The 23,939-nt window shown below is 52.4% G+C and carries 25 protein-coding genes, 1 pseudogene and 1 riboswitch; of the genes and pseudogenes, 23 read left to right on the top strand and 3 right to left on the bottom strand.

Features of this window, described 5'->3' with window-relative positions:
• Positions 1-67: 67 nt before the first annotated feature.
• The 4 genes from fliS to BRO54_RS03135 are packed head-to-tail and all read left to right on the top strand — an operon-like array spanning position 68 to position 1,482.
• The gene (fliS, locus tag BRO54_RS03150) at positions 68-469 is read left to right on the top strand and encodes a flagellar export chaperone FliS (RefSeq protein WP_062898939.1); all 402 of its coding nucleotides are present in this window, start codon (positions 68-70) and stop codon (positions 467-469) included.
• On the top strand, positions 469-822 hold the full coding sequence (gene fliT / locus BRO54_RS03145; protein WP_023633666.1) for a flagellar protein FliT: 354 nt from the start codon (positions 469-471) through the stop codon (positions 820-822). The genes fliS and fliT overlap by 1 nt, the downstream gene beginning before the upstream one ends.
• Positions 823-833: 11 nt before the next feature.
• Entirely contained in the window at positions 834-1,220 is a 387-nt protein-coding gene (locus BRO54_RS03140) for a DUF8042 domain-containing protein (RefSeq protein ID WP_074043100.1), read from the top strand.
• Between the two features lie 40 nt (positions 1,221-1,260).
• Positions 1,261-1,482 carry a hypothetical protein gene (locus tag BRO54_RS03135; protein WP_074043099.1) on the top strand — a complete coding sequence of 74 codons (222 nt, stop codon included), beginning with the start codon at positions 1,261-1,263 and terminating at the stop codon, positions 1,480-1,482.
• 151 nt (positions 1,483-1,633) lie between these two features.
• Here BRO54_RS03135 and BRO54_RS03130 read toward each other — a convergent pair whose 3' ends face one another.
• Positions 1,634-2,713 (bottom strand): HD-GYP domain-containing protein, encoded by a 1,080-nt coding sequence (locus BRO54_RS03130; protein ID WP_013524623.1) that lies wholly within the window; start codon positions 2,711-2,713, stop codon positions 1,634-1,636.
• Between the two features lie 175 nt (positions 2,714-2,888).
• Here BRO54_RS03130 and hpf point away from each other — a divergent pair, with 175 nt between their 5' ends.
• The 14 genes from hpf to merR all read left to right on the top strand — a co-directional run bounded on the left by hpf (position 2,889) and on the right by merR (position 16,511).
• Positions 2,889-3,437, top strand: coding sequence for a ribosome hibernation-promoting factor, HPF/YfiA family (gene hpf / locus BRO54_RS03125; protein WP_074043098.1), 549 nt, complete (start codon positions 2,889-2,891; stop codon positions 3,435-3,437).
• 83 nt (positions 3,438-3,520) lie between these two features.
• Positions 3,521-4,246: a tropomyosin gene (locus BRO54_RS03120; protein WP_074043097.1), complete on the top strand. Its 726-nt coding sequence runs from the start codon at positions 3,521-3,523 to the stop codon at positions 4,244-4,246.
• 108 nt (positions 4,247-4,354) lie between these two features.
• Positions 4,355-6,868, top strand: a complete 2,514-nt coding sequence (gene secA / locus BRO54_RS03115) for a preprotein translocase subunit SecA (protein ID WP_062898936.1) — start codon at positions 4,355-4,357, stop codon at positions 6,866-6,868.
• Between the two features lie 94 nt (positions 6,869-6,962).
• A protein-coding gene (gene prfB / locus BRO54_RS03110; RefSeq protein WP_128733406.1) for a peptide chain release factor 2 occupies positions 6,963-8,067 on the top strand; the annotation gives its coding sequence in 2 pieces (ribosomal slippage) (positions 6,963-7,037 and positions 7,039-8,067; 1,104 coding nt in all).
• 109 nt (positions 8,068-8,176) lie between these two features.
• A complete protein-coding gene (locus tag BRO54_RS03105) occupies positions 8,177-8,437 on the top strand; it encodes a hypothetical protein (protein WP_079936571.1) in 261 nt (86 codons plus the stop codon).
• Positions 8,406-8,666, top strand: a complete 261-nt coding sequence (locus tag BRO54_RS03100; protein WP_062898935.1) for a type II toxin-antitoxin system RelE family toxin — start codon at positions 8,406-8,408, stop codon at positions 8,664-8,666. Before BRO54_RS03105 ends, BRO54_RS03100 begins: the two co-directional genes overlap by 32 nt.
• Before the next feature lie 136 nt (positions 8,667-8,802).
• Positions 8,803-9,666, top strand: coding sequence for a YitT family protein (locus BRO54_RS03095; protein WP_062898934.1), 864 nt, complete (start codon positions 8,803-8,805; stop codon positions 9,664-9,666).
• Between the two features lie 61 nt (positions 9,667-9,727).
• Entirely contained in the window at positions 9,728-10,063 is a 336-nt protein-coding gene (gene cccB / locus BRO54_RS03090; RefSeq protein ID WP_062898933.1) for a cytochrome c551, read from the top strand.
• Positions 10,064-10,559: 496 nt separating this feature from the next.
• Entirely contained in the window at positions 10,560-11,255 is a 696-nt protein-coding gene (gene ftsE / locus BRO54_RS03085) for a cell division ATP-binding protein FtsE (RefSeq protein ID WP_011232571.1), read from the top strand.
• Positions 11,236-12,129: a permease-like cell division protein FtsX gene (gene ftsX / locus BRO54_RS03080; RefSeq protein ID WP_074043096.1), complete on the top strand. Its 894-nt coding sequence runs from the start codon at positions 11,236-11,238 to the stop codon at positions 12,127-12,129. The genes ftsE and ftsX overlap by 20 nt, the downstream gene beginning before the upstream one ends.
• 29 nt (positions 12,130-12,158) lie before the next feature.
• Positions 12,159-13,457: a murein hydrolase activator EnvC family protein gene (locus BRO54_RS03075; RefSeq protein ID WP_074043095.1), complete on the top strand. Its 1,299-nt coding sequence runs from the start codon at positions 12,159-12,161 to the stop codon at positions 13,455-13,457.
• A gap of 445 nt (positions 13,458-13,902) precedes the next feature.
• Positions 13,903-14,166, top strand: coding sequence for a transporter (locus BRO54_RS03065; protein WP_239691191.1), 264 nt, complete (start codon positions 13,903-13,905; stop codon positions 14,164-14,166).
• Positions 14,167-14,237: 71 nt separating this feature from the next.
• On the top strand, positions 14,238-15,878 hold the full coding sequence (merA, locus tag BRO54_RS03060) for a mercury(II) reductase (protein ID WP_062898930.1): 1,641 nt from the start codon (positions 14,238-14,240) through the stop codon (positions 15,876-15,878).
• 204 nt (positions 15,879-16,082) lie between these two features.
• On the top strand, positions 16,083-16,511 hold the full coding sequence (gene merR / locus BRO54_RS03055) for an Hg(II)-responsive transcriptional regulator (protein WP_074043092.1): 429 nt from the start codon (positions 16,083-16,085) through the stop codon (positions 16,509-16,511).
• Positions 16,512-16,752: 241 nt separating this feature from the next.
• On the opposite strand, the gene BRO54_RS03050 is transcribed toward merR, so the two are convergent.
• The gene (locus BRO54_RS03050) at positions 16,753-17,613 is read right to left on the bottom strand and encodes a hypothetical protein (protein WP_074043091.1); all 861 of its coding nucleotides are present in this window, start codon (positions 17,611-17,613) and stop codon (positions 16,753-16,755) included.
• Positions 17,614-17,653: 40 nt separating this feature from the next.
• Positions 17,654-17,739: riboswitch (cyclic di-GMP riboswitch) on the bottom strand.
• 601 nt (positions 17,740-18,340) lie between these two features.
• Between BRO54_RS03050 and BRO54_RS19275 the strand changes: the two are divergent.
• The 5 genes and pseudogenes from BRO54_RS19275 to BRO54_RS03025 form a co-directional block, all read left to right on the top strand.
• A pseudogene (locus tag BRO54_RS19275) lies at positions 18,341-18,430 on the top strand (pirin family protein); the annotation flags it as partial.
• Positions 18,431-18,574: 144 nt separating this feature from the next.
• Positions 18,575-18,973, top strand: coding sequence for an IS200/IS605 family transposase (gene tnpA, locus BRO54_RS03040; RefSeq protein WP_074043146.1), 399 nt, complete (start codon positions 18,575-18,577; stop codon positions 18,971-18,973).
• A gap of 4 nt (positions 18,974-18,977) precedes the next feature.
• Positions 18,978-20,033 carry an RNA-guided endonuclease TnpB family protein gene (locus BRO54_RS03035; RefSeq protein WP_062898927.1) on the top strand — a complete coding sequence of 352 codons (1,056 nt, stop codon included), beginning with the start codon at positions 18,978-18,980 and terminating at the stop codon, positions 20,031-20,033.
• A gap of 107 nt (positions 20,034-20,140) precedes the next feature.
• Complete coding sequence (locus BRO54_RS03030) at positions 20,141-20,818, top strand: pirin family protein (RefSeq protein WP_074043089.1); 678 nt, start codon at positions 20,141-20,143, stop codon at positions 20,816-20,818.
• Positions 20,819-21,217: 399 nt separating this feature from the next.
• A complete protein-coding gene (locus BRO54_RS03025; RefSeq protein WP_074043088.1) occupies positions 21,218-22,666 on the top strand; it encodes a S41 family peptidase in 1,449 nt (482 codons plus the stop codon).
• Positions 22,667-22,936: 270 nt separating this feature from the next.
• Here the strand turns inward: BRO54_RS03025 and BRO54_RS03020 are convergent, their stop codons facing one another.
• The gene (locus BRO54_RS03020; protein WP_074043087.1) at positions 22,937-23,929 is read right to left on the bottom strand and encodes a glycosyltransferase family 2 protein; all 993 of its coding nucleotides are present in this window, start codon (positions 23,927-23,929) and stop codon (positions 22,937-22,939) included.
• Positions 23,930-23,939: the final 10 nt, after the last annotated feature.

Below are 23,939 nucleotides of genomic sequence, written 5' to 3'. Positions count from 1 at the left end.
TGAAAAAACGTTCTTGCCTCAGTCTTGAAACGTGTGCAGCACTTGACGTGGAAGAGGAGTGATCGGGATGGCAACGAACAATCCGTATCAACACTACCAAGCGAACGCCGTGCAGACGGCGTCGCCTGGGGAGTTGACATTGATGCTGTATAACGGCTGCTTGAAGTTTATCAAGCTCGCGCGCCAGGCGATCGAGACGGGCGATATCGCGGCGCGTAATGAAAACTTGTTGAAGGCGCAAAAGATCATTTTGGAATTGATGGCGACGCTGAAAATGGAATATGACGTCGCGAAATCGATGATGACCATGTATGACTACATCTACCGCCGCCTAGTCGAGGCGAATGTGAAAAACGATGCGGCGATTTTGGACGAGGTGGAAGGGTATGTCGTCGAGTTTCGCGATACGTGGAAGCAAGTGATTCAGCTGAACCGGCAGCGCCAATACGCGGAAGGCGGGCAGGCGTAATGGGCGTTGTGCACGATGTTTGGCGCGCAACGAAGGAGTTGCTTGAGGCGACGGCGCTGCCGTGGCCGTCCGAGGAGCGCGAAGAGCGGCTTGCGGCGGTCGATCGGCTGCTTCGGGAGCGTGAGGAGCTGCTTCGGAAGCTGCGGCCGCCATACAGCGAGGAAGAACAAGAGCTTGGCCGTGAGATTATCGTTTGGAATCAAGAGATTGAGGCACGGCTGCTTCGGGTGTGCGAAGAAATTCGCCGCGACTTGCGGATGACAGGGGCGAAGCGGCAGGCGAACGCCCGCTACGTTCACCCGTACGAGCAGCCGCTTTCGTTTGACGGGATGTTTTACGACAAACGGCGATAGGTGGAATGGATATGGCGAAATTGACGAGCGACGCGCTGGAGGTCATCCGCCAGTATGCCTCGTTGCTTGAGACGGTGGAGGAAGGGCTCGATTACGTGGAAGCGAGTTTTTCCGCCCCGCGGGGGATGCATGCGGATGTGTTGTTGGGAGACATTTTGCTGGCGCTTGGGAAAATCGGCGAGACGAACGTCTATTTAAGCCGGCTGTTTGCCGAGGAGAGCGATTTTGTCCGCCATCTCGAACGGTTTGCCGATGTGCTCGAGGCGGCGGAAGCGCTCGATGGAAAGTTTGCCGATGCGGCGGCGAAAGAGCGAATCGTGTGTGAGCGGCTGTCTCCCGCGTTTCAGGCGTGGAAGATGGCGGTAGCAAGCGGCTTGCGGCGGTATATCGTGCAGTGAGCGGCGGGGCGAATGGGCGGTGGCATCGGGTGATCGGCCTGTGAGGCATGAGGGACGAAAGCGGCGTTTATGTGGCGCCCAGCGGTGGAAAGGCTTTGAGTGCGCCGGCGTCTCGGGCGAGCAGCTGAGCCAGCTCGTTGTGCGGCGCGATGCCGCCCGTTCACGCTTGTCTTTTGGAATCGGCGGGTTCGCTGGCGAGGGATGGCGGGCGATTGGCTGGACGATAGAAATGGCTGGCCTCTTTCCTTCGGCGGGCGGATGATGTTGGGGCAACATACGAGAAAAGGGGCTGACCCAAAAGGGTAAATTTCCTTAAACAAAACACAACATATTGTTTCTTAGTGATAGTTTTATACCTATATACGGTAATGAGAAAGGGCGTCCCGATCCTTTTGGGACACCCTCTTTTCACTTCAGACGGCTTTCACGATCGTGATGTTCATCTCTTTCCGCAAGTCAATCTCATACGGGCTTTTCAGCTCCTCGCCTGCTGGGTTTTTGATGACGCGGACGATTGGGCGGAGCGGGAAGCCCGGAAACACTTGCGAGACGACGCCGACGTGCCCGGTGTTGAGCAAGACGGTCGTGGCGACCGGGTAGATGGCGATGTGAGAGAGAAACAGCTTGATCAGATCATAGTCTAAAATGCCGCCGGCGGCGGATAGGTATTCGGCTGCCTCGTGCGGCGAGTATTGTCTTCGGTGGTAGCGCGCCGATGTCAAGGCGTCAAAAACGTCGGCGATGGCGACGATGCGGGCGTATTCGTGAATTTCATCGCCCGATAAGGCGCGCGGGTAGCCGCTGCCGTCGCACCGCTCATGGTGCTGCAAGGCGCAGTGGGCGGAAAAGAGCGAAATGTTGCGCTGACGCCGCAACAGCTCGAAGCCGAGATACGTATGGCGGCGGACGATTTCCTTTTCCTCTTCCGTCAAGACTCCTTTTTTCCGCCAGAGCCCATCAGGAAGCTGCGTCATGCCGATGTCAAACAACAGCGCGCCGATGCCAAGGTCAAGCAGCTGCTGGGGGCGGTAGCCTTTGGCGATGCCGATGACACCCGCAATGGTGGCGACGTTGACTGAATGGTGGAAAAAGTATCCATTGGAAATGACCAAATCCGACAAGTTGATGAGCAAATCTTCTTGTTTTAGCAGATAATCCAAAATGTCTTTGAACACTTTTTCGTACTCTTTTCCCAAATCGAGGGAAGACACACGGCTGAGCAGCTTTTTTTGCTCAATCAAGGCCGTCATCGTCTCGTACACTTTTTTCACCGCCTGCTGGCGCACGGTCGGGCTGATGAGCGGGCGCGGGCGGATGTCATATGTTTGTTTGTCGTCAATATAAATGTATTGAACCCCTTTTTGTGCTAAAGAACGGATGTAGCCGCTTGTCAGCCGCACGCCGCGCGACAAAAGGACGCTGCCGTTGGCGGCGAACAAGTCGACAGCGAGCACGTCACCGCTTTTCGCATGGGAAATATGGACCTTTCGCATCGTTCACACACTCCGTACCTTCCACATCATAAGAAAAAACACCTATGCCTATCTTACCATATTTTCCTATGTTTTTCACAAAATCTTCAAAAATATTTTTGATTGAAACATGGATTGGATGGGTAATAAAAAAGTGTAGGGATTTACAGTTTTATAAGATAAGGAGTGGTCAGCGATGATGTATAACGTTCGCGGGGAAAACCTCGAAGTGACTCCAGCGTTGCGCGAGTACGTGGAGAAAAAAATCGGGAAACTGGAACGCTACTTTGATGGCACTGATGACGTGCATGTGCACGTCAATTTAAAAGTATACAACGATGGACAAGGGAAAATCGAGGTGACCATTCCGATTCCGCATTTGTTGCTGCGCGCTGAAGAGCGCCATGAAGATATGTATGCGGCCATCGATTTAGTAACCGATAAGCTCGAGCGGCAAATCCGCAAACATAAAACGAAAGTCAATCGGAAGCTGCGCGACCGCGAGAAAGAAGCGAAGCTGGCTGCCCCTGTCTCGATCGGCGCTTCCGCGGCGGAGAATGAAGAGGAGTTTGAAATCGTGCGCACGAAACACTTCAGCTTGAAGCCGATGGACAGCGAAGAAGCGATTTTGCAAATGAATTTGTTGGGGCACAACTTCTTCATTTTCACCAACGCGGAAACAAACCGGACGAACATCGTCTACCGCCGCAAAGACGGAAAATACGGATTGATCGAGGCGAATTGAGCAGCCTCCCTATGCGCATCCCCTGCTTTTTTTGGCAGGGGATGTTATAATATGCATGAGAAAAATCAAAATGGGGGAGAGCGATGGAGGAACTGTTGCGTCAAATCTTGTCCAAGTTGGACAACATGGAAAAAGGATTTTTGGCGTTCCAAGAAGAAACTCGCCAACGGTTTGAGCAGATGGATGGCCGTTTGACGGAGATGAACGGACGCCTCGTCGGCCTCGAACAGGAAATGGGCGCGGTGAAAGAGCGGTTAGACCGTGTGGAAACGCGATTGGGCGGCGTAGAGACCCGGTTGGACGGCGTGGAAACGCGGTTGGATGGCGTGGAGACCCGGTTGGACGGCGTGGAAACGCGGTTGGATGGCGTGGAGACCCGGTTGGACGGCGTGGAAACGCGGTTGGATGGCGTGGAAACGCGGTTGGATGGCGTGGAAACGCGGTTGGATGGCGTGGAAACGCGGTTGAATGGCGTGGAGACCCGGTTGGACGGCGTGGAAACGCGGTTAGATGGCGTGGAGACCCGATTGGACGGCGTGAAAACGCGGTTGAATGGTGTGGAGACCCGGTTGGACGGCGTGGAAACGCGGTTAGATGGCGTGGAGACCCGGTTGGATGGTGTGGAAACTGAATTGACGGAAGTGAAAGAGACGCTTCATCGGGTCGAAACGCAGCTTGTGGATGATGTGCAAATATTGTTTCGCAAAATTCATGAAAAAGTTGAGGAGAAAAGTTTTGAAATTTATGCGCTGAACCGGCGGCTTCACCATGCGGAAGCGGCGATTGAGCAGCTTCAGTCCAAGGCGTGATTCCCTCTTTTGGACATGCCCCTCTCTAAGCCTGTGCAACAGTTGTCACCTATCCCTGTAAATGATATGATGAATAAGTGAGTCCATGAAAAATAAGGAGCGTTTCCTATGCTTGGAGTCTTAAAAAAAGTATTTGACCCGAACAAGCGTCAGTTGGCAAGGCTCGAGAAAATTGCGGATCAAGTGGATGCGCTCGGTCCGGAGATGGCCCGACTGTCCGATGAACAGCTGCGGCAAAAAACCGAGGAATTCAAAGCCCGCTACCAACAAGGCGAATCGCTCGATGATTTGCTTGTTGAGGCGTTTGCCGTTGTGCGCGAAGGAGCGAAGCGCGTCCTTGGCTTGTACCCATATAAAGTGCAAATTATGGGCGGCGTCGTCTTGCATGAGGGCGACATCGCCGAGATGAAAACCGGGGAAGGGAAAACGTTGACGGCGACGATGCCCGTCTATTTGAACGCCTTGACGGGGCGCGGCGTGCATGTCGTGACGGTCAACGAATACTTGGCGACGCGCGATGCGACGGAAATGGGCAAACTGTATGAGTTTTTAGGCATGACCGTCGGCTTGAACTTAAGCGGCATGTCGCGCGAGGAGAAGCAGGCGGCGTACAACGCCGACATTACGTACGGGACGAACAACGAGTTTGGCTTTGACTATTTGCGCGACAACATGGTGCTCTATAAAGAGCACATTGTGCAGCGGCCGCTCTATTATGCGATCATCGACGAGGTCGACTCGATTTTAATCGATGAAGCGCGGACGCCGCTCATCATTTCCGGCACGGCGCAGAAGTCGACCAAGCTGTATGTGCAGGCGAATGCGTTTGTCCGCACGTTGCGCAAAGATGTCGATTACACATACGATGAAAAAACGAAAAGCGTCCAGCTGACGGAAGAAGGGATCAACAAAGCGGAGCGCGCGTTTGGCATCGACAACTTGTTCGATTTGAAACACGTCACGCTCAACCACCATATTCAGCTGGCGCTGCGGGCGCACGTGACGATGCAGCGCGATGTCGACTATGTCGTGCAAGACGGAAAAGTGATCATCGTCGACCCGTTCACCGGGCGCTTGATGCACGGCCGCCGTTACAGCGATGGGCTTCATCAAGCCATTGAGGCGAAAGAGGGGCTCGAGATTCAAAACGAGTCGATGACCTTAGCCACGATTACGTTCCAAAACTATTTCCGCATGTACGAAAAATTGGCGGGGATGACGGGGACGGCGAAAACGGAAGAGGAAGAGTTCCGCAACATTTACAACATGCGCGTCGTCGTCATTCCGACGAACCGCCCGGTCATCCGCGAAGACCGTCCGGATTTGATCTACCGGACGATGGAAGGGAAATTCCGCGCCGTGGTCGAGGACATCGCCGCCCGCCATGCGAAAGGGCAGCCCGTGCTCGTCGGCACGGTGGCGATCGAAACGTCCGAGATGTTGTCGGAGATGCTGAAAAAACGCGGCATCCCGCACAACGTGTTGAACGCGAAAAACCATGCGAAAGAGGCGGAAATCATCGCTCAAGCAGGGCAAAAAGGCGCGGTGACGATTGCGACGAACATGGCCGGGCGCGGGACGGACATTAAGCTTGGCGAAGGGGTCAAGGAGCTTGGCGGGCTCGCTGTCATCGGCACGGAGCGTCACGAAAGCCGGCGGATCGACAACCAGCTGCGCGGCCGTTCCGGGCGTCAAGGCGACCCTGGGGTGTCGCAGTTTTACTTGTCGCTTGAAGACGAATTGATGCGCCGTTTCGGCTCGGAAAGCTTAATGGCGATGATGGACCGCCTTGGAATGGACGACTCGCAGCCGATCCAAAGCAAAATGGTGACGAAAGCGGTCGAGTCGGCGCAAAAGCGGGTCGAAGGCAACAACTTCGACGCCCGCAAACAGCTGCTTCAATATGACGATGTCCTGCGCGAGCAGCGGGAAATCATTTACCGCCAGCGCTATGAAGTGCTCGATTCCGACAACTTGCGCGGCATTATCGAAAAGATGATCCAATCGGTGATCGAGCGCGTCGTCAACGCTCATACGCCGAAAGAAGAGGTTCCGGAAGAATGGAATTTGAAAGGGCTCGTTGAGTATCTCAACGCCCATCTGCTTCCGGAAGGGGATGTAACGGAAGCTGACTTGCGCGGCAAAGAGCCCGAAGAGATGATCGAGCTCATTTGGGCGAAAGTGAAGGCGCGCTATGATGAGAAAGAAGCGCAAATCCCGCCTGAACAAATGCGCGAGTTTGAACGCGTCGTCGTCTTGCGCGCTGTCGATATGAAATGGATGCACCATATCGACGCGATGGAGCAGCTTCGCCAAGGCATCCATTTGCGCGCCTACGGGCAAGTCGACCCGCTGCGCGAATATCAGATGGAAGGCTACGCCATGTTTGAGGAGATGATTGCGGCGATTGAAGAGGAAGTCGCCACCTATATTATGAAGGCGGAAATTCACCATAACCTTGAGCGCCAAGAGGTGGCCAAAGGCGAAGCGGTTCACCCGAAAGAAGACGGCGAAGAACCGAAGAGAAAACCGGTCCGCAAGGCGGTGCGCGTCGGCCGCAACGACCCGTGCCCGTGCGGGAGCGGGAAAAAATATAAACATTGTTGCGGAAGAACGGTGTGACCGTTTATAAATATAAAAGGGAAGCTCTGCCTCCCTTTTGAATGGCAGACATTCATCGTTGGCATACTATAATTTATTATGAGGTGAGGACAACATGATCGATTTGGTGGAAATCAAGCAAGAGCTTGAGAAAATGGCTAAGCGATTAGCGGAAATCAGGGGGTCTCTTTGACCTCGAAGCGAAGCAGGCGCGCATTCGCGAATTAGAAGAGCAAATGGCCGCGCCAAACTTTTGGGATGATCAAAAGGCGGCGCAGGCGGTCATTTCCGAAGCGAATGCGCTCAAAGATCTCGTCGAGGAATTTTCCTCGCTTGAAGAACGGTTTGACAACTTGGAAGTGACGTACGAATTGCTCAAGGAAGAGCCGGATGACGAGCTCCAAGCTGAGCTCGTCGAGGAAGCGAAAAAGCTGATGAAAGACTTCAGCGAGTTCGAGCTGCAGCTGTTGCTCAACGAGCCGTACGACCAAAACAACGCCATTTTGGAGCTCCACCCGGGCGCGGGCGGCACGGAATCGCAAGACTGGGCGTCGATGCTTTTGCGCATGTACACGCGCTGGGCGGAGAAAAAAGGGTTTAAAGTCGAGACGCTCGATTACCTCCCGGGCGAGGAAGCCGGGATTAAAAGCGTCACGCTACTCATTAAAGGGCACAACGCCTACGGCTACTTAAAGGCGGAAAAAGGGGTGCATCGGCTGGTTCGCATCTCACCGTTTGACGCCTCAGGCCGCCGCCATACGTCGTTCGTGTCGTGCGAGGTTGTGCCGGAAATGGATGATAACATTGAAATTGAGATCCGGCCGGAAGAGCTGAAAATCGACACGTACCGCTCAAGCGGCGCGGGCGGGCAGCACGTCAACACGACCGACTCGGCCGTGCGCATCACCCACTTGCCGACCGGGATCGTCGTCACGTGCCAATCAGAGCGGTCGCAAATCAAAAACCGCGAAAAAGCGATGAATATGTTGAAGGCGAAATTGTACCAAAAGAAACTCGAGGAGCAGCAAGCCGAACTCGCTGAGCTGCGCGGCGAGCAAAAAGAAATCGGCTGGGGCAACCAAATTCGTTCGTACGTCTTCCATCCGTATTCGCTTGTCAAAGACCATCGGACGAACGTCGAGGTCGGCAATGTGCAAGCGGTGATGGATGGGGAAATTGATGTGTTTATTGACGCGTATTTGCGTGCGAAGTTGAAGTAAAGGGCGATCATCGGATCGTCCTTTTTTCGCCCCAAAATCATGTTTTGGCCTTTTGACGCGTCTGTGCTTCCGTGGTACGCTGAAGGCAACGGAAGGAAAAAGGAGGGCGATGGCATTGGCTGTACGCAAACAATTGCTTTACGAATTGATTGATCGGCTGAACGAGGCTGATCATCAAACGGCGTACGATTTTTTGACGTACTTGCTTGATCGGTCCAGAAAGGAACGAATGGTATGGGAGCGGATTGACGAAACAGATGAAGAAGAAGCGTTGACGAAAGAAGAGCGCCAGCAGCTGCAAAGCGATGAAGGATATATCACCGGGGGAGAAGCCAAGCGTGAATTCGGGCTACAAGTTGATTTACCGTAGGGCCGCAGTCAAATTCATCGTTAGGCAAGAAAAAGAGGTTCAAGAACGGTTGGCCTCTGGGTTGCAAGGGTTGCTTGCGATCCCGCCGCAGGGGGATATTAAAAAGTTGAAGGGGCAGGATGGATTATATCGGATGCGAATCGGAACATATCGTGTGTTGTTTCGCATCGATCATGATGAACGAATCATCTATATTGAGGCGATCGGCAACCGCGGCGATGTGTATTGAGGCTTGTATTTTTTGGCTAGGGCGATCATCGGATCGTCCTTTTTTCCTTTAGCATAGCAGACCATTATCGCGTTAATCGGCTGTCATTTACTTGCCAAAACGGGCATGCTATACTCACAGAGGAAGGTGGGGAAGCATGCGGAAGCGAAGAGAGAAGACCATGCCTCCGGCGGTGGAGGCGGCTTTGGAGTATGCGTATGTTCTTATCGGCGCGGCGATCGTCGCTGTGGCGTTTAACGTGTTTTTGCTGCCAAACCGGATTGCCTCAGGCGGAGTGAGCGGCATCAGCACGATTATGCACGCGTTGTTTGGCATTGAGCCTGCCTACGTCCAATGGGCGCTCAACATTCCGCTCTTTATCGCTGGCGTTGTGCTTTTGGGCCGGCAGTTTGGCGTGAAAACGTTCGTCGGGACGGTGTTCTTGCCGCTTGTCGTCTATTTGACGAAAGGGATGGAGCCGGCGACGACGAATCCGCTTCTTGGCGCGATCTTTGGCGGCATCGGCGTCGGGCTTGGCCTCGGCGTTGTCTTCCGCGGCCGGGCGTCGACCGGCGGCACCGATTTGGCAGCGCAAATCATCCATAAATATACCGGGCTGTCGCTTGGCATGTGCGTCATTTTGATCGATGGCTTGATCGTTTTGACCGCGGCGTTTGTGTTTGATATTGAACGGGCGCTCTATGCGTTGATCGCGTTGTATGTGACAAGCAAAACGATCGATCTCGTCCAAGTCGGGCTTGGGTATTCGAAAATCGCTCTTATTATTACAAAGGAAGAAGAAAAAGTGCGCCGCGCCATTTTGCACGAAATCGACCGCGGAGTGACGCGCTTGCCGGCCTATGGCGGCTACACGGAACATGAACGGCCGATGTTGATGTGCGTCGTCGCACAATCGGAGTTCACGAAATTGAAACAATTGGTCCGAACCATTGATCCGACAGCGTTTGTCATTGTTGCGAACGCCGCTGAGGTGCTCGGCGAAGGATTTCAACGTACGTAAAACGGAAGAAATCGGTTATAATAAATGAGAACGAAATTTTTGTTTTTAGGGGGAGTTCGCCATGAAATGGAAATTAGCGACGATGTTCCTTGGCGTTTCGCTCGCGCTTGCCGCGTGCGGCGGTGGCGGGGACAATGCCGGGGAAAAAAACGGCGGCAGCAACGGCGGAGGGGATACTGCAGCGGCTGCCGAGCAAATTTTTAAACAAAACTGTGCGTCCTGTCATGGACAAGACTTGTCGGGCGGGGTCGGCCCGAACTTGCAAAAGGTTGGAAGCAAGTATTCCAAAGATGAAATTAAAAACATTATCGTCAACGGCCGCGGCGCGATGCCGGCAGGAATCATTAAAGGGGAAGACGCCGACAAAGTGGCGGAATGGCTGGCCGCGAAAAAATAATGGACGGATGTTTCTGACTCTTTGAAAGGAAAAGATCGTTCACTCAAGAAAGGTGCACCGCCTTGTTCGCTCAAGAACGAGGCGGTGTTTTCTGTTTTTGAACCTTTTGTCCTAGTTTCCCCAGGGTTCCTCCATTTGAAATATAAATGTAAAATTCGACAGCGGAAAATCATGCTATAATAATCCTTGCGGAATTTTGCAAGATTCATTCGAAACAGCTCGAGAAATGACAGCAAGCTATAAAGATGCAACGAGACCGTTTAACATATGCTTGACGGAAAAGTCGTTTATCCATTTTCGACTGTCGAGGGCAAGCCTGTGGCTTGCCCCCGTCACGCCAAGGCGTGGCGGGAGGCCGAACAACCGCTCGCTTCACAGCCCCATGCATGGGTCTGAAAGCAGCGTTGTTCGGTCGCTCGACAGTCGATCAAATGCTCGAAGCCGCAAATGTTAAAGCTTCAAGTTGCATCTATATAGTCGAAAATAGGTGATGATGATGATTGAAATGCAAGATGTGTACAAAACATATCCAAACGGCGTTGTGGCGCTGAACGGCATCAACGTCCGCATCAAGCAAGGAGAATTCGTCTACGTCGTTGGGCCCAGCGGAGCTGGGAAGTCGACGTTTATTAAAATGATGTATCGCGAGGAAAAGCCGACGAGCGGGACCATTATGGTCAACGGCGTCAACCTTGCCAAGCTCAAAGACAGCAAAGTCCCTCTTTTGCGCCGCCATATCGGCGTTGTGTTCCAAGATTTCAAGCTGCTTCCGAAGCTCAACGTTTACGAAAACGTTGCCTTTGCCTTGGAAGTCATTGAAGAATCGCCGAAAGTGATCCGCAAAAAAGTGATGGAAGTACTCGACCTAGTCGGCCTCAAGCATAAAATCCGCTCTTATCCGAACGAATTGTCCGGGGGCGAACAGCAGCGCGTCTCCATCGCCCGCTCAATCGTCAACTCCCCGAAAATCGTGATTGCCGACGAACCAACAGGAAACTTGGACCCGGAAACCTCATGGGGCATTGTGGAGCTGTTTGAAAAAATCAACGACCGGGGAACGACGATTGTGATGGCGACCCACAACAAAGAGATCGTCAACGCGACCCGGCGGCGCGTCATCGCCATCGAAAACGGGAAAATCGTCCGCGACGAGGCGAAGGGGGAATACGGCTATGACGCTTCATACGTTTAAGCGCCACGTCCGGGAGAGCATCAAAAGCCTTGGCCGCAACGGTTGGATGACGTTTGCGTCCGCGAGCGCCGTCACGGTGACGCTGTTGCTTGTCGGCGTCTTTTTTGCCGTCATGTTCAACATCAACCATTTTGCCAAAAAAGTCGAAAACGATGTGGAAATTCGCGTTCATATCGAGCTGACGGCCGACAGCCGGCAAAAAGACGCCTTGCGCCGGCAAATTGAAGCCATTCCAAATGTCAAGGAAGTCCGCTATTCATCGAAGGACGAAGAGCTGAAGCGGCTGATCAAAAGCATGGGGGACGAAGGTTCGTCGTTCCGCTTATTTGAGCAGGACAACCCGTTGAGCGACGTATACGTCGTGAAAGCGGCCCATCCGCAAGATACGGTGAAAGTCGCGAAGCAAATCGAAACATTGCCGTTCGTCCATAAAGTCAACTATGGCCAAGGGACGGTCGAGAAGCTGTTTGATGCGCTGAAAGTGGCGCGCAACGTCGGGCTCGTGCTCATTCTCGGATTGTTGTTTACGGCGATGTTTCTCATTTCCAACACGATCAAAATTACGATTTTCGCCCGCCGCCGCGAAATTGAAATTATGCGGCTCGTGGGCGCGACGAACGGGTTTATCCGCTGGCCGTTCTTTTTAGAAGGGTTATGGCTTGGAATGCTCGGCGCTCTCTTCCCGATCGCGGCGCTTTCGATCGTGTACTACAATGTGTATCAAGTGTATGAACAGCGGGTTTCCCTGCCGTTTTTTGAACTTCTTCCATTTTCTCCGTTCATGTGGCAGTTGAGCGCACTGTTGCTGGTGATCGGCGCCGGCATCGGCATTTGGGGAAGCGTTATGTCGGTGCGCAAGTTTTTGAAAGTGTAAAAAAAGATTCATAGGGAGAGGGGAAAGCGATGAAAAAGAAAAACATGATGGCGCTCGCCGTCGCCGCGGCGCTCGGCCTTGGCGTTCTGCCACCGGCGGCGAACGCCGTCAGCACTCGTGATATCGAACAAAAGCGAAGCGAAATCGACGCGCTTCGCTCGAAGCGGTCAGAGGTGCAAGAAAAGATCAGCGAGGCGCAAAAAAACATCGAAGCCCTTCAGTCGCAGCAAAAACAAGTCGCCAACGATATTGAAAAGCTGAACATTGCCATTGAGGAAACGAGCGGCAAAATCCGCAACGTCAGCGCAGATATTGACCAAACGGAGCAAGCCATTGACCAATTGAAACAAGAAATTGCCGAAATTCAAGAACGGATTGAAAAACGAAATGAAATTTTGAAAGAGCGGCTTCGTTCCTTGCAGGAAAACGGCGGGGCGATCAGCTACTTGGAAGTGCTGCTCGGCGCACAAAGCTTCAGCGACTTCATCGACCGGATGAGCGCCGTAACGACGATCATGGAAGCGGACCAACAAATCATCCGCGAGCAGGAAGCCGATAAAGCGTTAAAAGAGAAAAAGGAAGGCGAATTGACGGAGAAGCGGAACAAGCTGCAAGCGGATTTGCAAGAATTGAAGCAGCTGCAGGCCGAGCTGGCCGGCCAGCTGGAACAAAAAAATCGCCTGATGGCCGATTTGAAGCAAAAAGAGGAAGAAGAGCATGATCATAAGATGGCGCTCGAAGAAGAAAAAGAACTGATCGCCAAACAAGAAGCGGCCGTGAAAGAGCAGCTTGCCGAACTCGAACGGCAAAAACGGGCCGAAGAAGAAGCGAAACAGAGAGGACGTACATATGCTTCGCCAAACGGTGGAGGAGCGTCATCAGGAGAAGCGCCATCCGGCGGCAGCACGCCGCCTGTATCGAGCGGGGCGTTCACTCGCCCGGCCAATGGACCGATCACCTCGGGCTTTGGCTACCGGTTTGGCGGCACGGACTTCCATCCGGGGGTCGACATCGGCAAGCGAGCTCCCGTTGTGCCGGTTGTCGCTGCAGCGGACGGCATTGTGTTCCGCTCCTACTATTCTAGCAGCTACGGCAACGTCATTTTCATCAGTCATGTGATTAATGGGCAAACATATACGACCGTGTACGCCCATTTGGAAGCGCGTCTTGTTGGCGAAGGGCAGCACGTTCAAAAAGGGCAAGTGATCGGCTATATGGGCAATACAGGGAATTCGACCGGTCCGCATCTTCATTTTGAACTGCACCGCGGCGGCTGGAACGAGGCGAAAACGAATGCGGTCAATCCGCTTGACTATATTCCTTTCTAATTCCGAACCGTATGTGGCATTGCGCAACTTGTCTGTCTTTTGGCGGGACAAGTTGCGTATTTTTTTGATTCATTCGACATCATCGGACAGGGAATCTCCATCCCCCCTTCCAATCTGATTCCAACTGCATGATTGGTTGCTATCTCCAGCGTCCGTCTGTCTTCAAAGCCATGATGCGCGAATGCGAACAGCGCTTTTTGGCGCACGGAGAGATCACAGCTACTTACCATTGCCTATTGATCCGTATGACCCGCTGTTAAGGCGGGGATTTTTTATGGTTTTGGGCATTGCTTGGCCAATCATCAAGAGAATGGTTTTGCCGCATAACATTCTCCCACTTGACTCTGTACCTTAGTCTATCGTTTATAATGTTGAGCAAAGACGGGAACCCCCCGTCATCGCAAGGAGGGAGAACGATGGAAATGGTCAAAAATCGTTTTGGGCCGTGCTGACACTGCTCAGCTGCCCGTGTCATCTGGCGGTTATTCTGCCGTTGTTGGCCGGAACATCGGTCGGTGCGTATTTGATCCGACACCAAAGCCTTGCCATCGGCCTTTTTACGGTTTTGTTTTTCTTTTCGCTGATGATGATAGTTGCAAAGCGAAAGCCAATGCGATCAGGTGAAACGGAAAGCTGTGACCCAGAGAAAACGGGAAACGGCCATGGGGCGTGCTGTGCCCCCTTCCGAACGAATCATGAGGACGAGTGATATAGGTTTCGTGATCGAGGATCTGAACAAAATAGGAAAGAGACATTTGTTGATAAGGAGTGTTTTTTGCCATGAAAACATATCGAATGACCGTCCAAGGCATGACATGCGCCGGCTGTGAACAACATGTCGCCGCAGCGCTGAGCGCGATTGGGGCCAAGCTGATGGATGTCAGCTTCCGGCGCGGTGAAGTGGTATTCGCGCTGCCTGAGGGCACGGACGTTGACATGGCGAGACAAGCGGTCAAAAACGCCCATTACGAGCCGGGGGATATCGAGGAGATCACCGCGCCAGCCAGCCCTGTCATCGCTGGCGAGGGAGAGTATGACTACATCATCATCGGTTCCGGCGGGGCGGCGTTTTCCTCGGCGATCGAAGCGGTGAAATACGGGGCGAAAGTGGCGATGGTCGAGCGCGGCACGGTCGGGGGGACGTGCGTCAATATCGGCTGCGTGCCGTCGAAGACGCTGCTTCGGGCCGGAGAAATCTATGCGTTGACGCGAAATCATCCGTTTCTCGGCCTGCATACATCCGCTGGTCCGGTTGATTTGGCGCCGTTAGTGAAGCAAAAAAATGAACTGGTCGAGCAGCTTCGCCAAGCGAAATATGCGGACTTGATCGGAGAGTATGGGTTCGATTTCATCCAAGGGGAAGCCCGATTTGTTGGGCGCCAAACGATTGAAGTGAACGGCCAAACGCTGTCGGCGAAACGGTTTTTGATCGCGACAGGCGCTTCCCCGGCCGTGCCGGATATTCCGGGGCTTCATGATGTCGACTACTTGACCAGCACGACCTTGCTTGAACTGAAAAAAGTGCCGAAGCGGCTCGCGGTCATTGGCGCTGGCTACATCGGGATGGAGTTGGGACAGCTGTTCCATCATCTCGGCTCCGAGGTGACGTTGATGCAGCGAAGCCCGCGCCTGTTGAAAGAATATGAGCCGGAAATTTCCGAAGCGGTGACGCGGGCCCTCGCGGAACAAGGCATCCGCGTCATCACCGGCGCTTCGTTTGAACGGGTCGAACAAGACGGGAATACGAAAAAAGTGTATGTGAATGTAGACGGCCGCACCCGGGTCATCGAAGCGGACGAATTGCTCGTGGCTGCCGGGAGAACGCCGAATACGGCGGCGTTGAACTTGCCGGCAGCCGGCGTGGAAGTCGGGGAGCGCGGGGAAATTTTGATCGACGAATACACACGGACGACGAACCCGTCGATTTATGCGGCAGGCGATGTCACGCTCGGCCCGCAGTTCGTCTATGTCGCGGCCTATCAGGGAGCCGTTGCCGCGGCCAATGCCGTCGGCGGGCTGAACAAGCGCTGGGATACGGCCGTCGTTCCGGCGGTGACGTTCACCCATCCGGCCATCGCCACCGTCGGTTTGACCGAGCAGCGGGCGAAAGAAAACGGGTATGACGTGAAAACGTCCGTCCTGCCGCTTGAGGCGGTGCCGCGCGCCATCGTCAACCGGGAAACGACGGGGGTGTTTAAACTTGTCGCTGAGGCCCATACGGGCAAGCTGCTAGGCGCCCACATCGTCGCGGACAATGCCGGCGAGGTCATTTACGCCGCAGCGTTGGCGATTCAATTCGGATTAACGATCGACGACCTTCGCCGAACGTTGGCCCCGTATTTAACGATGGCGGAGGGGCTGAAGCTGGCGGCGCTTACGTTTGACCGAGACGTTTCGAAACTGTCGTGCTGCGCGGGATGAAGCCTTCGAACGGGGGCCGCCGTTTCGCGGAGTGTTACGAAGGGGTTGGAACCGATTGTTGTTGCGGTTGCGACTAAGCTTAATGGGGAGCGGTCCGTTTGGCGGAACGCCTCCTCAAGCATGGAAGAAATGCGGGCTAAACTTCAATATTGACTTGACCCTGTACTATAGTGCGGGGGTTATACTTTTTGATGAGGTGATTATGTGATACATTACCGCATCGGCGAGCTGGCAGAAAAATGCAATGTTAATAAAGAAACGATCCGGTATTACGAACGGAAGGGGCTTATTCCAGAAACGGAGCGGACAGAAGGCGGATATCGCCTGTATACGGAGGAAACGGTCAGGCGAATTCAGTTTATTAAGCGGCTGCAAGGGCTCGGATTCACCTTGGCGGAAATTGATAAACTGCTTGGCGTTGTCGATCGGGATCGCGATCGATGCAAAGACATGTACCGCTTTGTTACGCAAAAGATCGAGGAGATTCAAGCCAACATTCGCGATTTAAAGCGGATCGAAGCGATGCTCCAGCAGTTAAAGGAATGTTGCCCTCATGAAGACAATTTATATAACTGCCCGATTATTGACCTATTGCTGGAAGAACCCTCGGATGAGGGAAGGCATGGAGAATGAGAGACTGTTTACTTGCTAAAAGAAAGAGGAGATAGGCAACGGCTTTGTTATTGATCGGTTCGGGTGTTTATTTTACTATGGAATTTTAGCCGCAACAGTCCCGTGCGTCCTTCACTGGCAACGGGGGAAGAAAAAAGGACGATAAGGAAATAGGTGGTGGGAAGCTCCAACAAAAATACGGCTGCCCTCATTAGCCGGTTTCCCGGCCTTTCGGGCAGCTGCTTGTCTGCTTAGGACGCGATTATTCGCTGATGTTGCCATCATCGTCGCCTACATTACCGCCATCGTAGTCATCATCGTCTTGGTCGTGATTTTGATCATGACCGTCTTGATCATGGCCTTGGTCATCGTCATCTTGATCATCGCCGGGTTGCCCAGCATTTTCTCCTTTGTCCTCATCTTGCTTGACGGAAAGTTTCCGCGCCCGGCCGCTTCCGTATTTCCACTCGAGTTCAAGGCGGAACGGGGTATCAAGGGAAAAGAGAGTTTGGATTTTGGCGATTACTTCATCGTTTGACAGCGACGGTGATGCTTGCAAGTCGTTAATGAGCGACTGGACATCATTTGTTGTCACTTCACCCGTCTGGTCTTTAATGTGCAAATGGGAATGGCGTTCAGACCAATGATAGTCGATTTTAATCGTTTGGTTAGCCGCGGTTTTCATTTGTAGCTCAAGTTTTTGGACGACGTTAGCCAGTTGGGCTTTTCCTTTCTTCTCTGCTCCGTCCTTGACATGATCGTTGTCGCTGTCGGCATCTTCCGGTTTAGTGCCGAGCGCTACCTCGGCGCTGTTTGTCAGCCCATCGCGGTCGGTGTCTTCGTCCCCATCTAATATTTTATCTTTGTCCGTATCTGTTTTCGTCGGATTCAGACGGAGGTTGTATTCCACTCGGTTGGTTAAGCCGTCGCGGTCTTTGTCCTGGTTGGCGACGTTTTTCCCTAGACCGAGTTTGTACTTCAGTTCCCAATCATCCGGGATGCCGTCTTTGTTTTTATCGGCCCATTTTGGCTTGGATTGTTGTTTCCCCTTGGCTTCGGCTGTTGCCCACCCTGATGAAAACAGCAATGTAGCAACGAGGCACCCAACTAGCATTCGCTTCATGCTTTTCTTCTCCCTTCATCAATTATGGATTGAAGATACGTTCGGCAGCTGGCTGGCATAGCGTCTTTCGCCGTAGCCCCTGTAGCTTTGCGCCACGCTGTTTCCAACGCTTTGCCTTTTCGCCGTATCTCCTCGCAGGAGACTCGCAGGAGAAGATGCGGCGGTAATCTATCTTCACTATAAGTTGTCCTACGATCTGAGGTAAATCATCCATTTGTCCTATTTTTCATCCGTTCCAAAGTTGACTGGCAAAACGGTTTTTTATATAATAATCTCGAATTCGAGATTTTAGAACCAATCAAATTGATGTAGAACTTCATGCTGGCTAGCCCTCCAAGGAGGCCGGTGAGAAACGTCCATTTCCCCTAATATCGATGATTCTTGAGTGGAGGGAAGAGCAACATTTATATATAAGGCTTCTCCGTTTGAGAAGCGACATGATTGAACCGCATTTCCTGTTGAATCACGAGCATTCTAGAAGGCTGGTGAAAAACAACCGATTCGCTCGGTTTGTGAGAAATCGTAAGGAAGGAAGTTATGGTGTTGCAAGGTTTTTCAATTTGAGAAACACTGTTGGAGAGCAGCCTTTCCTCTTAAATCACCAACCTTCTAGATTTTTCATGATGCGCATCGTATATATCACATGACTATGATCGCTATGGCGATCGCCGTATCAAAGCAGCATGCTCTTGGTGCTCTATTTCGATAAATGAAGGAGAGGAACAAGATGATCCGCATCGACCGGGCGTCGTCCCGATATCATGCCGATTATGGCTGGCTGAAAACATACCATAGCTTTTCGTTTGGCGAGTATTACAGAAAAAGCCGGCTGAAAGCTCACGGTTTTCATCGTGGGATGAAAGACGGTGTTGCTCGGTAATCCCTTAATGGGATGGCTTAGAGCAACCATTTTTATTTTCAATTGTTGCGGTATAATAGCGAAACTGATACAATGAATAATATGAAACAAGAATATCGAACAACAAAAACAACTGTATCTCTTATCAATTATCATTTTGTTTTCTGTCCAAGGTATCGAAGGAAAGTGCTGGTAGGCAAAGTGGGAGAACGATTCAAGCAGTTAGTAGAAGAAATTTGCCGAGAGAATGATTGGATCATCCTTGCGATGGAAGTGATGCCTGATCATTGTCATTTGTTCTTGAATTGTCTCCCTTCTGATTCTCCATCAGACATTATGGCAAAAGTGAAAGGAGTGACTTCCCGACGATTAAGGGAAGAATTTCAACACTTGTCTCATCTGCAGAGTCTTTGGACACGCTCTTTCTTCGTTAGTACAGCAGGGAATGTATCAAGTGAAATCATCAAACGCTATGTGGAATCTCAAAAGAAAAGGGGGTGAATCCATGCCGACGATCACACTAAGGCTGGAACTGCACAAACCAACGAAAGTCAAACAGGAAATGTATGAACGGATGACAGAAGTGAACACAGAGTTTGCGAATTGGCTGTTGGATCATCCAGAACTGAATCAAGCGACGAGTAAAATTTTTAAAGAGTTTTCGTCACAACGATTTCCTTCTGCCATTGCCTGCCAGACCATTCGAGATGTAAAGTCTCAAAGGAAACATCAGAAGGCAAAGAAATTTCGCAAACAGTGGTGTTGCTTTAACAATCAAAATTGGAAAGTCGAACGAAAGGGAGAGTTCTACACTGTTTCGTTTCCCACCCTAGAGAAACGAGTGGGTGTCCCGGTTGTTACACGACCCTATCAGGAAGCATGGCTGAATCGGCTGCTCGATGGAACCGCCAAACAAGGGGCAGCCAAGCTCTACAAAAAGAAAAAGAAATGGTTTCTTGCATTGTCCATCACATTTGAGGAAGAGCCATGTAAAGGCGAAAAGATCATGGGTGTTGATTTAGGACTCCGCTATATTGCGGTGGCCAGTATAGGAACGAAATCGTTGTTTTTCAAAGGGAATCAATGCGCCTTCATTCGCAGACGATATGCGGCTCTGCGGCGCAAATTGCAAAAAGCCAAGAAACTTCGTGCGGTGCGAAAAATCGGAAACAAAGAATCCCGTTGGATGAAGGATGTCAACCACAAAATTAGCCGTCAAATTGTCAATTTTGCGCTCGCCAACGGTGTTGGCGTGATTCGCATGGAAGATTTGACGGGCATTCGAAAACGGGCAACATCCATGAAAGAAGCGGGGCGGAATCTTCATTCATGGGCGTTTCATCAGCTGCAAACGATGATTGCTTACAAAGCCGAAATGTCGGGCATTCGGGTCGAGTGGGTGAATCCGACCTACACAAGCCAAACTTGTCGTTGTGGCTATCGAGATAAAGGAAACAGAAACGGCATCCACTTCCAATGCCAAAAATGCGGATATACGATTCATGTCGATCTGAATGGCGCCATCAACATCGCCAAAGCGATTTCAGGTTGGAGCGCCTAACCTAGCGCACTGGTCACAGGTGCGCCGCCCATTGGGGTACATCCTAACCCGATGGGATGGGGTGATGGCACACCCCTGAACTTGGGCGTTGTCCGAACCCGAAAGGGATGAGGGCGTTAACGACCCAAGAATCCTACGCCTTTAGGCGTGTGGAGTGTCAAGATCCGAACAACATCCAGTTTGGCCCGCTAAGGGTGTTAAACGACGATTTCGTTGCGCCGCTCTCCGGTTTTGGCGCTCACCCGCACCGGGAGATGGAAATTGTGTCGATCGTGCTTAAAGGCTATTTGCAACATGAAGACAGCACCGGACATAAGGCGGTGACAACGTTCGGCGGCGTGCAGCGGATGTCGGCCGGGACCGGCATCGTCCATTCGGAAGTGAACCCGTCGGCGACGGAAGAGGTGAACTTTTTGCAACTTTGGTTTTTGCCGGAACAATACGGATTGCCGCCGTCGTACGAGCGGACCGAGTTTCCGGTCGACAAGATGAAAAACGCCTTGCTGCCGATTGTCACGAAACACCCGTCTTCCCCGGGGATCGCTCACATTCATCAAGATTTGACGATTTACCTTTCCGATTTGGAAACCGGACATGAGCTGACGTTTACCCAGCCGGAAGGGCGGAACATCTTTGTCTTTGTCATTGAGGGGGATTTGACGTTAAACGGCGAGGCCCATCTCGAGCGGCGCGATGCGGCTCGCATCACGGAAACGCCGGTTCTTCGCCTCTCAACGAACGAAGGATCGCGGTTGATGCTCATCGACTTGCCAAAAGAGGGGTGAAAGCGTTTCGTTTTTGTGCGGCTCATTGGTTTGGCTTCCATTCTAGATCGTGCCAAGAAGACGAATCAAGAAGAGGCATCGTTCGCCGCCAAGGGCGAGGGGTGCCTCTTTTTTCCGCTCTGTATGAGTTGAGAAATCAACAAGGAGCGTGTAAACTAGTAAAGGATAGACAACGCACTAGCATACTCGGTACAAGCCTAACATATGATGAAGATAAAGGCATGGCACGGCGTGAGGCGGTGCTTTTCCTTTTCCTTTTCATTTTTGTAGAAGCCGCCGGCGTTTAGGCGGAGAAGACAGAGGTGAAAGCGTAAATTTCTTTCACCGAAGGGGAAGCCCCCTTCTCCAGCCGCAGGCAAGCGGAGGGGAAGGTCAAGCATAGGGTGAGGAGGAAGCAACGTGAAAAAATCGACGACGGCCGCATTGATGGCCATATCGATGCTCATTGGGGCGGGGGGGACGTACGCTGGCCTCCAGCTGGCGGATCGCCCTGCAGAAGGCTCGCTTTCGACGATTGTTGCCAATGAACCATCCCAATCAGCGAATGAAAGCGAAGACATGAAAAAAATCCGCCAAGCTTATGAGCTCATTAAGAATCGGTACGTGGAGAAAGTGGATGAAGAAAAACTGACGGAAGGCGCCATTCAAGGGATGATCAACACGCTCGATGATCCGTATTCCGTCTACATGGATGCGGAAACGACGGAGCAGTTCAACGAATCGCTCGACTCGTCGTTTGAGGGGATCGGCGCCGAAGTGAGCATGATCGACGGCAAGGTGACGATCGTTGCTCCGATCAAAAACTCGCCGGCAGAAAAAGCGGGGCTGAAGCCGAACGACCAAATTTTGCGCGTCAACGGAGAAAGCCTGGAAGGGCTTGATTTATATGAAGCGGTATTGAAAATCCGCGGCAAAAAAGGAACAACGGTGGAGCTTGACATTTTGCGCCCCGGCGTCAAAAACGTGATGAAAGTCAAAGTCGTCCGCGACGAAATACCGATTCAGACGGTGTATGAGTCGATCAAAACGTACAACGGCAAAAAGGCGGGCTATTTGCAAATTACGTCGTTTTCGGAAAATACGGCCGCTGATTTTAAAAAGAAATTGGCGAAGCTTGAAGCCGAACATATTGATGGCTTGATCATCGATGTGCGCGGCAACCCGGGCGGCTATTTGCAAAGCGTTGAGGAAATTTTGAAACAGCTCATCCCGAAAGGAAAACCATACGTGCAAATTGAAGAACGCGATGGCGATCGGCAAAAGTTTTATTCCGATTTAACGGCGAAAAAACCATACCCGATCGTTGTGCTCATCGACAAAGGAAGCGCATCCGCGTCGGAAATTTTGGCGGGAGCGATGAAGGAAGCGGGCGGCTACAAGCTGGTCGGCGAGGCAACGTTCGGCAAAGGAACAGTGCAGCAGGCGATTCCGATGGGCGACGGCAGCAACATCAAATTGACGCTGTACAAATGGCTGACGCCGGACGGGCATTGGATTCATAAAAAAGGGATCAAGCCGGATGTCGCGGTGGCGCAGCCGGATTATTTCCACGTCGCTCCGCTTCATGTGGAAAAACCGCTTCGGTATGACATGAACGACGAGCAAATCGCCAATGCGCAAAAAATGCTCAAAGGGCTTGGCTTCAACCCGGGCCGCACGGACGGCTACTTCAGCAAAGAAACCGAACAAGCCGTCCAAGCGTTCCAAAAAGCGAATCAGCTGCCGGTTACCGGACGCATCGATGAGACGACGGCGGATGTGCTGCAAACAAAAATCATGGAAGCCGTCCGCGATCCGAAGCATGATGTGCAACTGAAAAAAGCGCTTGGCGTGTTGTTTCCGTCGTAAGCGAGCCGAGGACGATTGATATAAGAAAGGGGCTGACCCAAAAGGTCAAAACCCCTTAAACAAAACACAACATATTGTTTCTTAGTGATAGCTTTATGCCTATATACGGTAATAAGAAAGGGTGTCCCGATCCTTTTGGGGCACCCTTTCTTTTTAACATCTCGAATCGAAGGAGGCTGCTGTTGCCAGGCCGCAAGTGAAAGCAGGGGATGTTCAAGCGGATCCGATTGATCCGTCCGACCTTTTCGGTTTTGGATCACCTATGCCTTCCTACAAGCGGGCCGGCGTTTTCTCCCTTTCTGACGGAAGCGGCAGCTGCACGGTTTTTTCGATCGCAAACCGCGGCCGCCGTTTCACCTCTTGATAAATTTTGCCGATGTATTCACCGATGAGGCCGAGGCTCATGAGCACCAGCCCGCCGATGAACCAAACGGAAATCATGAGCGACGTCCAGCCCGATTCGGCGTGTCCAAGCCATTTGACGATCAGGGCGTACAGCCCGGCCGCACCGCTGATGAGAAAGGCCAAAAAACCGATGAGCGTAATGGCGCGAATCGGTGCGACGCTCAAGGACGTGATGCCGTCAAAGGCGAAGGCGAGCATCTTTTTGAGCGGGTATTTCGACTGTCCAGCCCACCGCTCATGCCGGTCGTAAAAGACGCACGTCGAGCGGAAGCCGACGAGCGGAATCAACCCGCGCAAAAAGAGATTGACTTCCGTGTAACGGCTCAGTTCATCGAGCGCCCGCTTGCTCATCAGACGGAAATCGGCGTGGTTGTAAATCAGCTTAATTCCGAGCGCCTGCATGAACCGATAAAAGGCTTGGGCGGTCGTACGCTTGAACCACGTGTCTGTCTTTCGGCTCCGCCGCACGCCATACACGATGTCATACCCTTCGCGGTATTTTTGCACAAATTCGCGGATCGCCTCCACATCGTCTTGCAAATCGGCGTCAATGGACACGGCACAATCGGCGTACGCGCGAACGGTTTCGAGCCCAGCGAGCAGCGCCCGCTGATGGCCGACGTTGCGAGCGAGTTTCACACCGGAGACAAACGGGTTGCGCTCGCTTTCTTCTTCAATGAGCGCCCATGTCCGGTCGCGGCTGCCGTCGTCGACAAAAACGATATGGCTGCCGATGGCGACCGCTCCTTCTTCGAGCAGCTGCTCAAGCAAAGCGGTCAGCCGCCGGACCGTTTCCGGCAACACTTCTTCTTCGTTGTAGCATGGGACGACGATGGCTAACAATGGTTTGTCCACCATGTTTCTTGCC

The organism is Geobacillus proteiniphilus (assembly GCF_001908025.1).
In the GTDB taxonomy this organism is placed as follows: Bacteria; Bacillota; Bacilli; order Bacillales; family Anoxybacillaceae; genus Geobacillus; species Geobacillus proteiniphilus.
This window is presented reverse-complemented; position numbering and strand designations above follow the sequence as displayed.

Coding starts and splice junctions, on each gene's coding strand:
- fliS (WP_062898939.1), top strand. CDS start 68: ATGGCAACGAACAATCCGTATCAACACTACCAAGCGAACGCCGTGCAG.
- fliT (WP_023633666.1), top strand. CDS start 469: ATGGGCGTTGTGCACGATGTTTGGCGCGCAACGAAGGAGTTGCTTGAG.
- BRO54_RS03140 (WP_074043100.1), top strand. CDS start 834: ATGGCGAAATTGACGAGCGACGCGCTGGAGGTCATCCGCCAGTATGCC.
- BRO54_RS03130 (WP_013524623.1), bottom strand. CDS start 2,713: ATGCGAAAGGTCCATATTTCCCATGCGAAAAGCGGTGACGTGCTCGCT.
- hpf (WP_074043098.1), top strand. CDS start 2,889: ATGATGTATAACGTTCGCGGGGAAAACCTCGAAGTGACTCCAGCGTTG.
- BRO54_RS03120 (WP_074043097.1), top strand. CDS start 3,521: ATGGAGGAACTGTTGCGTCAAATCTTGTCCAAGTTGGACAACATGGAA.
- secA (WP_062898936.1), top strand. CDS start 4,355: ATGCTTGGAGTCTTAAAAAAAGTATTTGACCCGAACAAGCGTCAGTTG.
- BRO54_RS03105 (WP_079936571.1), top strand. CDS start 8,177: ATGGCATTGGCTGTACGCAAACAATTGCTTTACGAATTGATTGATCGG.
- BRO54_RS03095 (WP_062898934.1), top strand. CDS start 8,803: ATGCGGAAGCGAAGAGAGAAGACCATGCCTCCGGCGGTGGAGGCGGCT.
- cccB (WP_062898933.1), top strand. CDS start 9,728: ATGAAATGGAAATTAGCGACGATGTTCCTTGGCGTTTCGCTCGCGCTT.
- ftsE (WP_011232571.1), top strand. CDS start 10,560: ATGATTGAAATGCAAGATGTGTACAAAACATATCCAAACGGCGTTGTG.
- ftsX (WP_074043096.1), top strand. CDS start 11,236: ATGACGCTTCATACGTTTAAGCGCCACGTCCGGGAGAGCATCAAAAGC.
- BRO54_RS03075 (WP_074043095.1), top strand. CDS start 12,159: ATGAAAAAGAAAAACATGATGGCGCTCGCCGTCGCCGCGGCGCTCGGC.
- merA (WP_062898930.1), top strand. CDS start 14,238: ATGAAAACATATCGAATGACCGTCCAAGGCATGACATGCGCCGGCTGT.
- BRO54_RS03050 (WP_074043091.1), bottom strand. CDS start 17,613: ATGAAGCGAATGCTAGTTGGGTGCCTCGTTGCTACATTGCTGTTTTCA.
- tnpA (WP_074043146.1), top strand. CDS start 18,575: ATGAAACAAGAATATCGAACAACAAAAACAACTGTATCTCTTATCAAT.
- BRO54_RS03035 (WP_062898927.1), top strand. CDS start 18,978: ATGCCGACGATCACACTAAGGCTGGAACTGCACAAACCAACGAAAGTC.
- BRO54_RS03030 (WP_074043089.1), top strand. CDS start 20,141: ATGAGGGCGTTAACGACCCAAGAATCCTACGCCTTTAGGCGTGTGGAG.
- BRO54_RS03020 (WP_074043087.1), bottom strand. CDS start 23,929: ATGGTGGACAAACCATTGTTAGCCATCGTCGTCCCATGCTACAACGAA.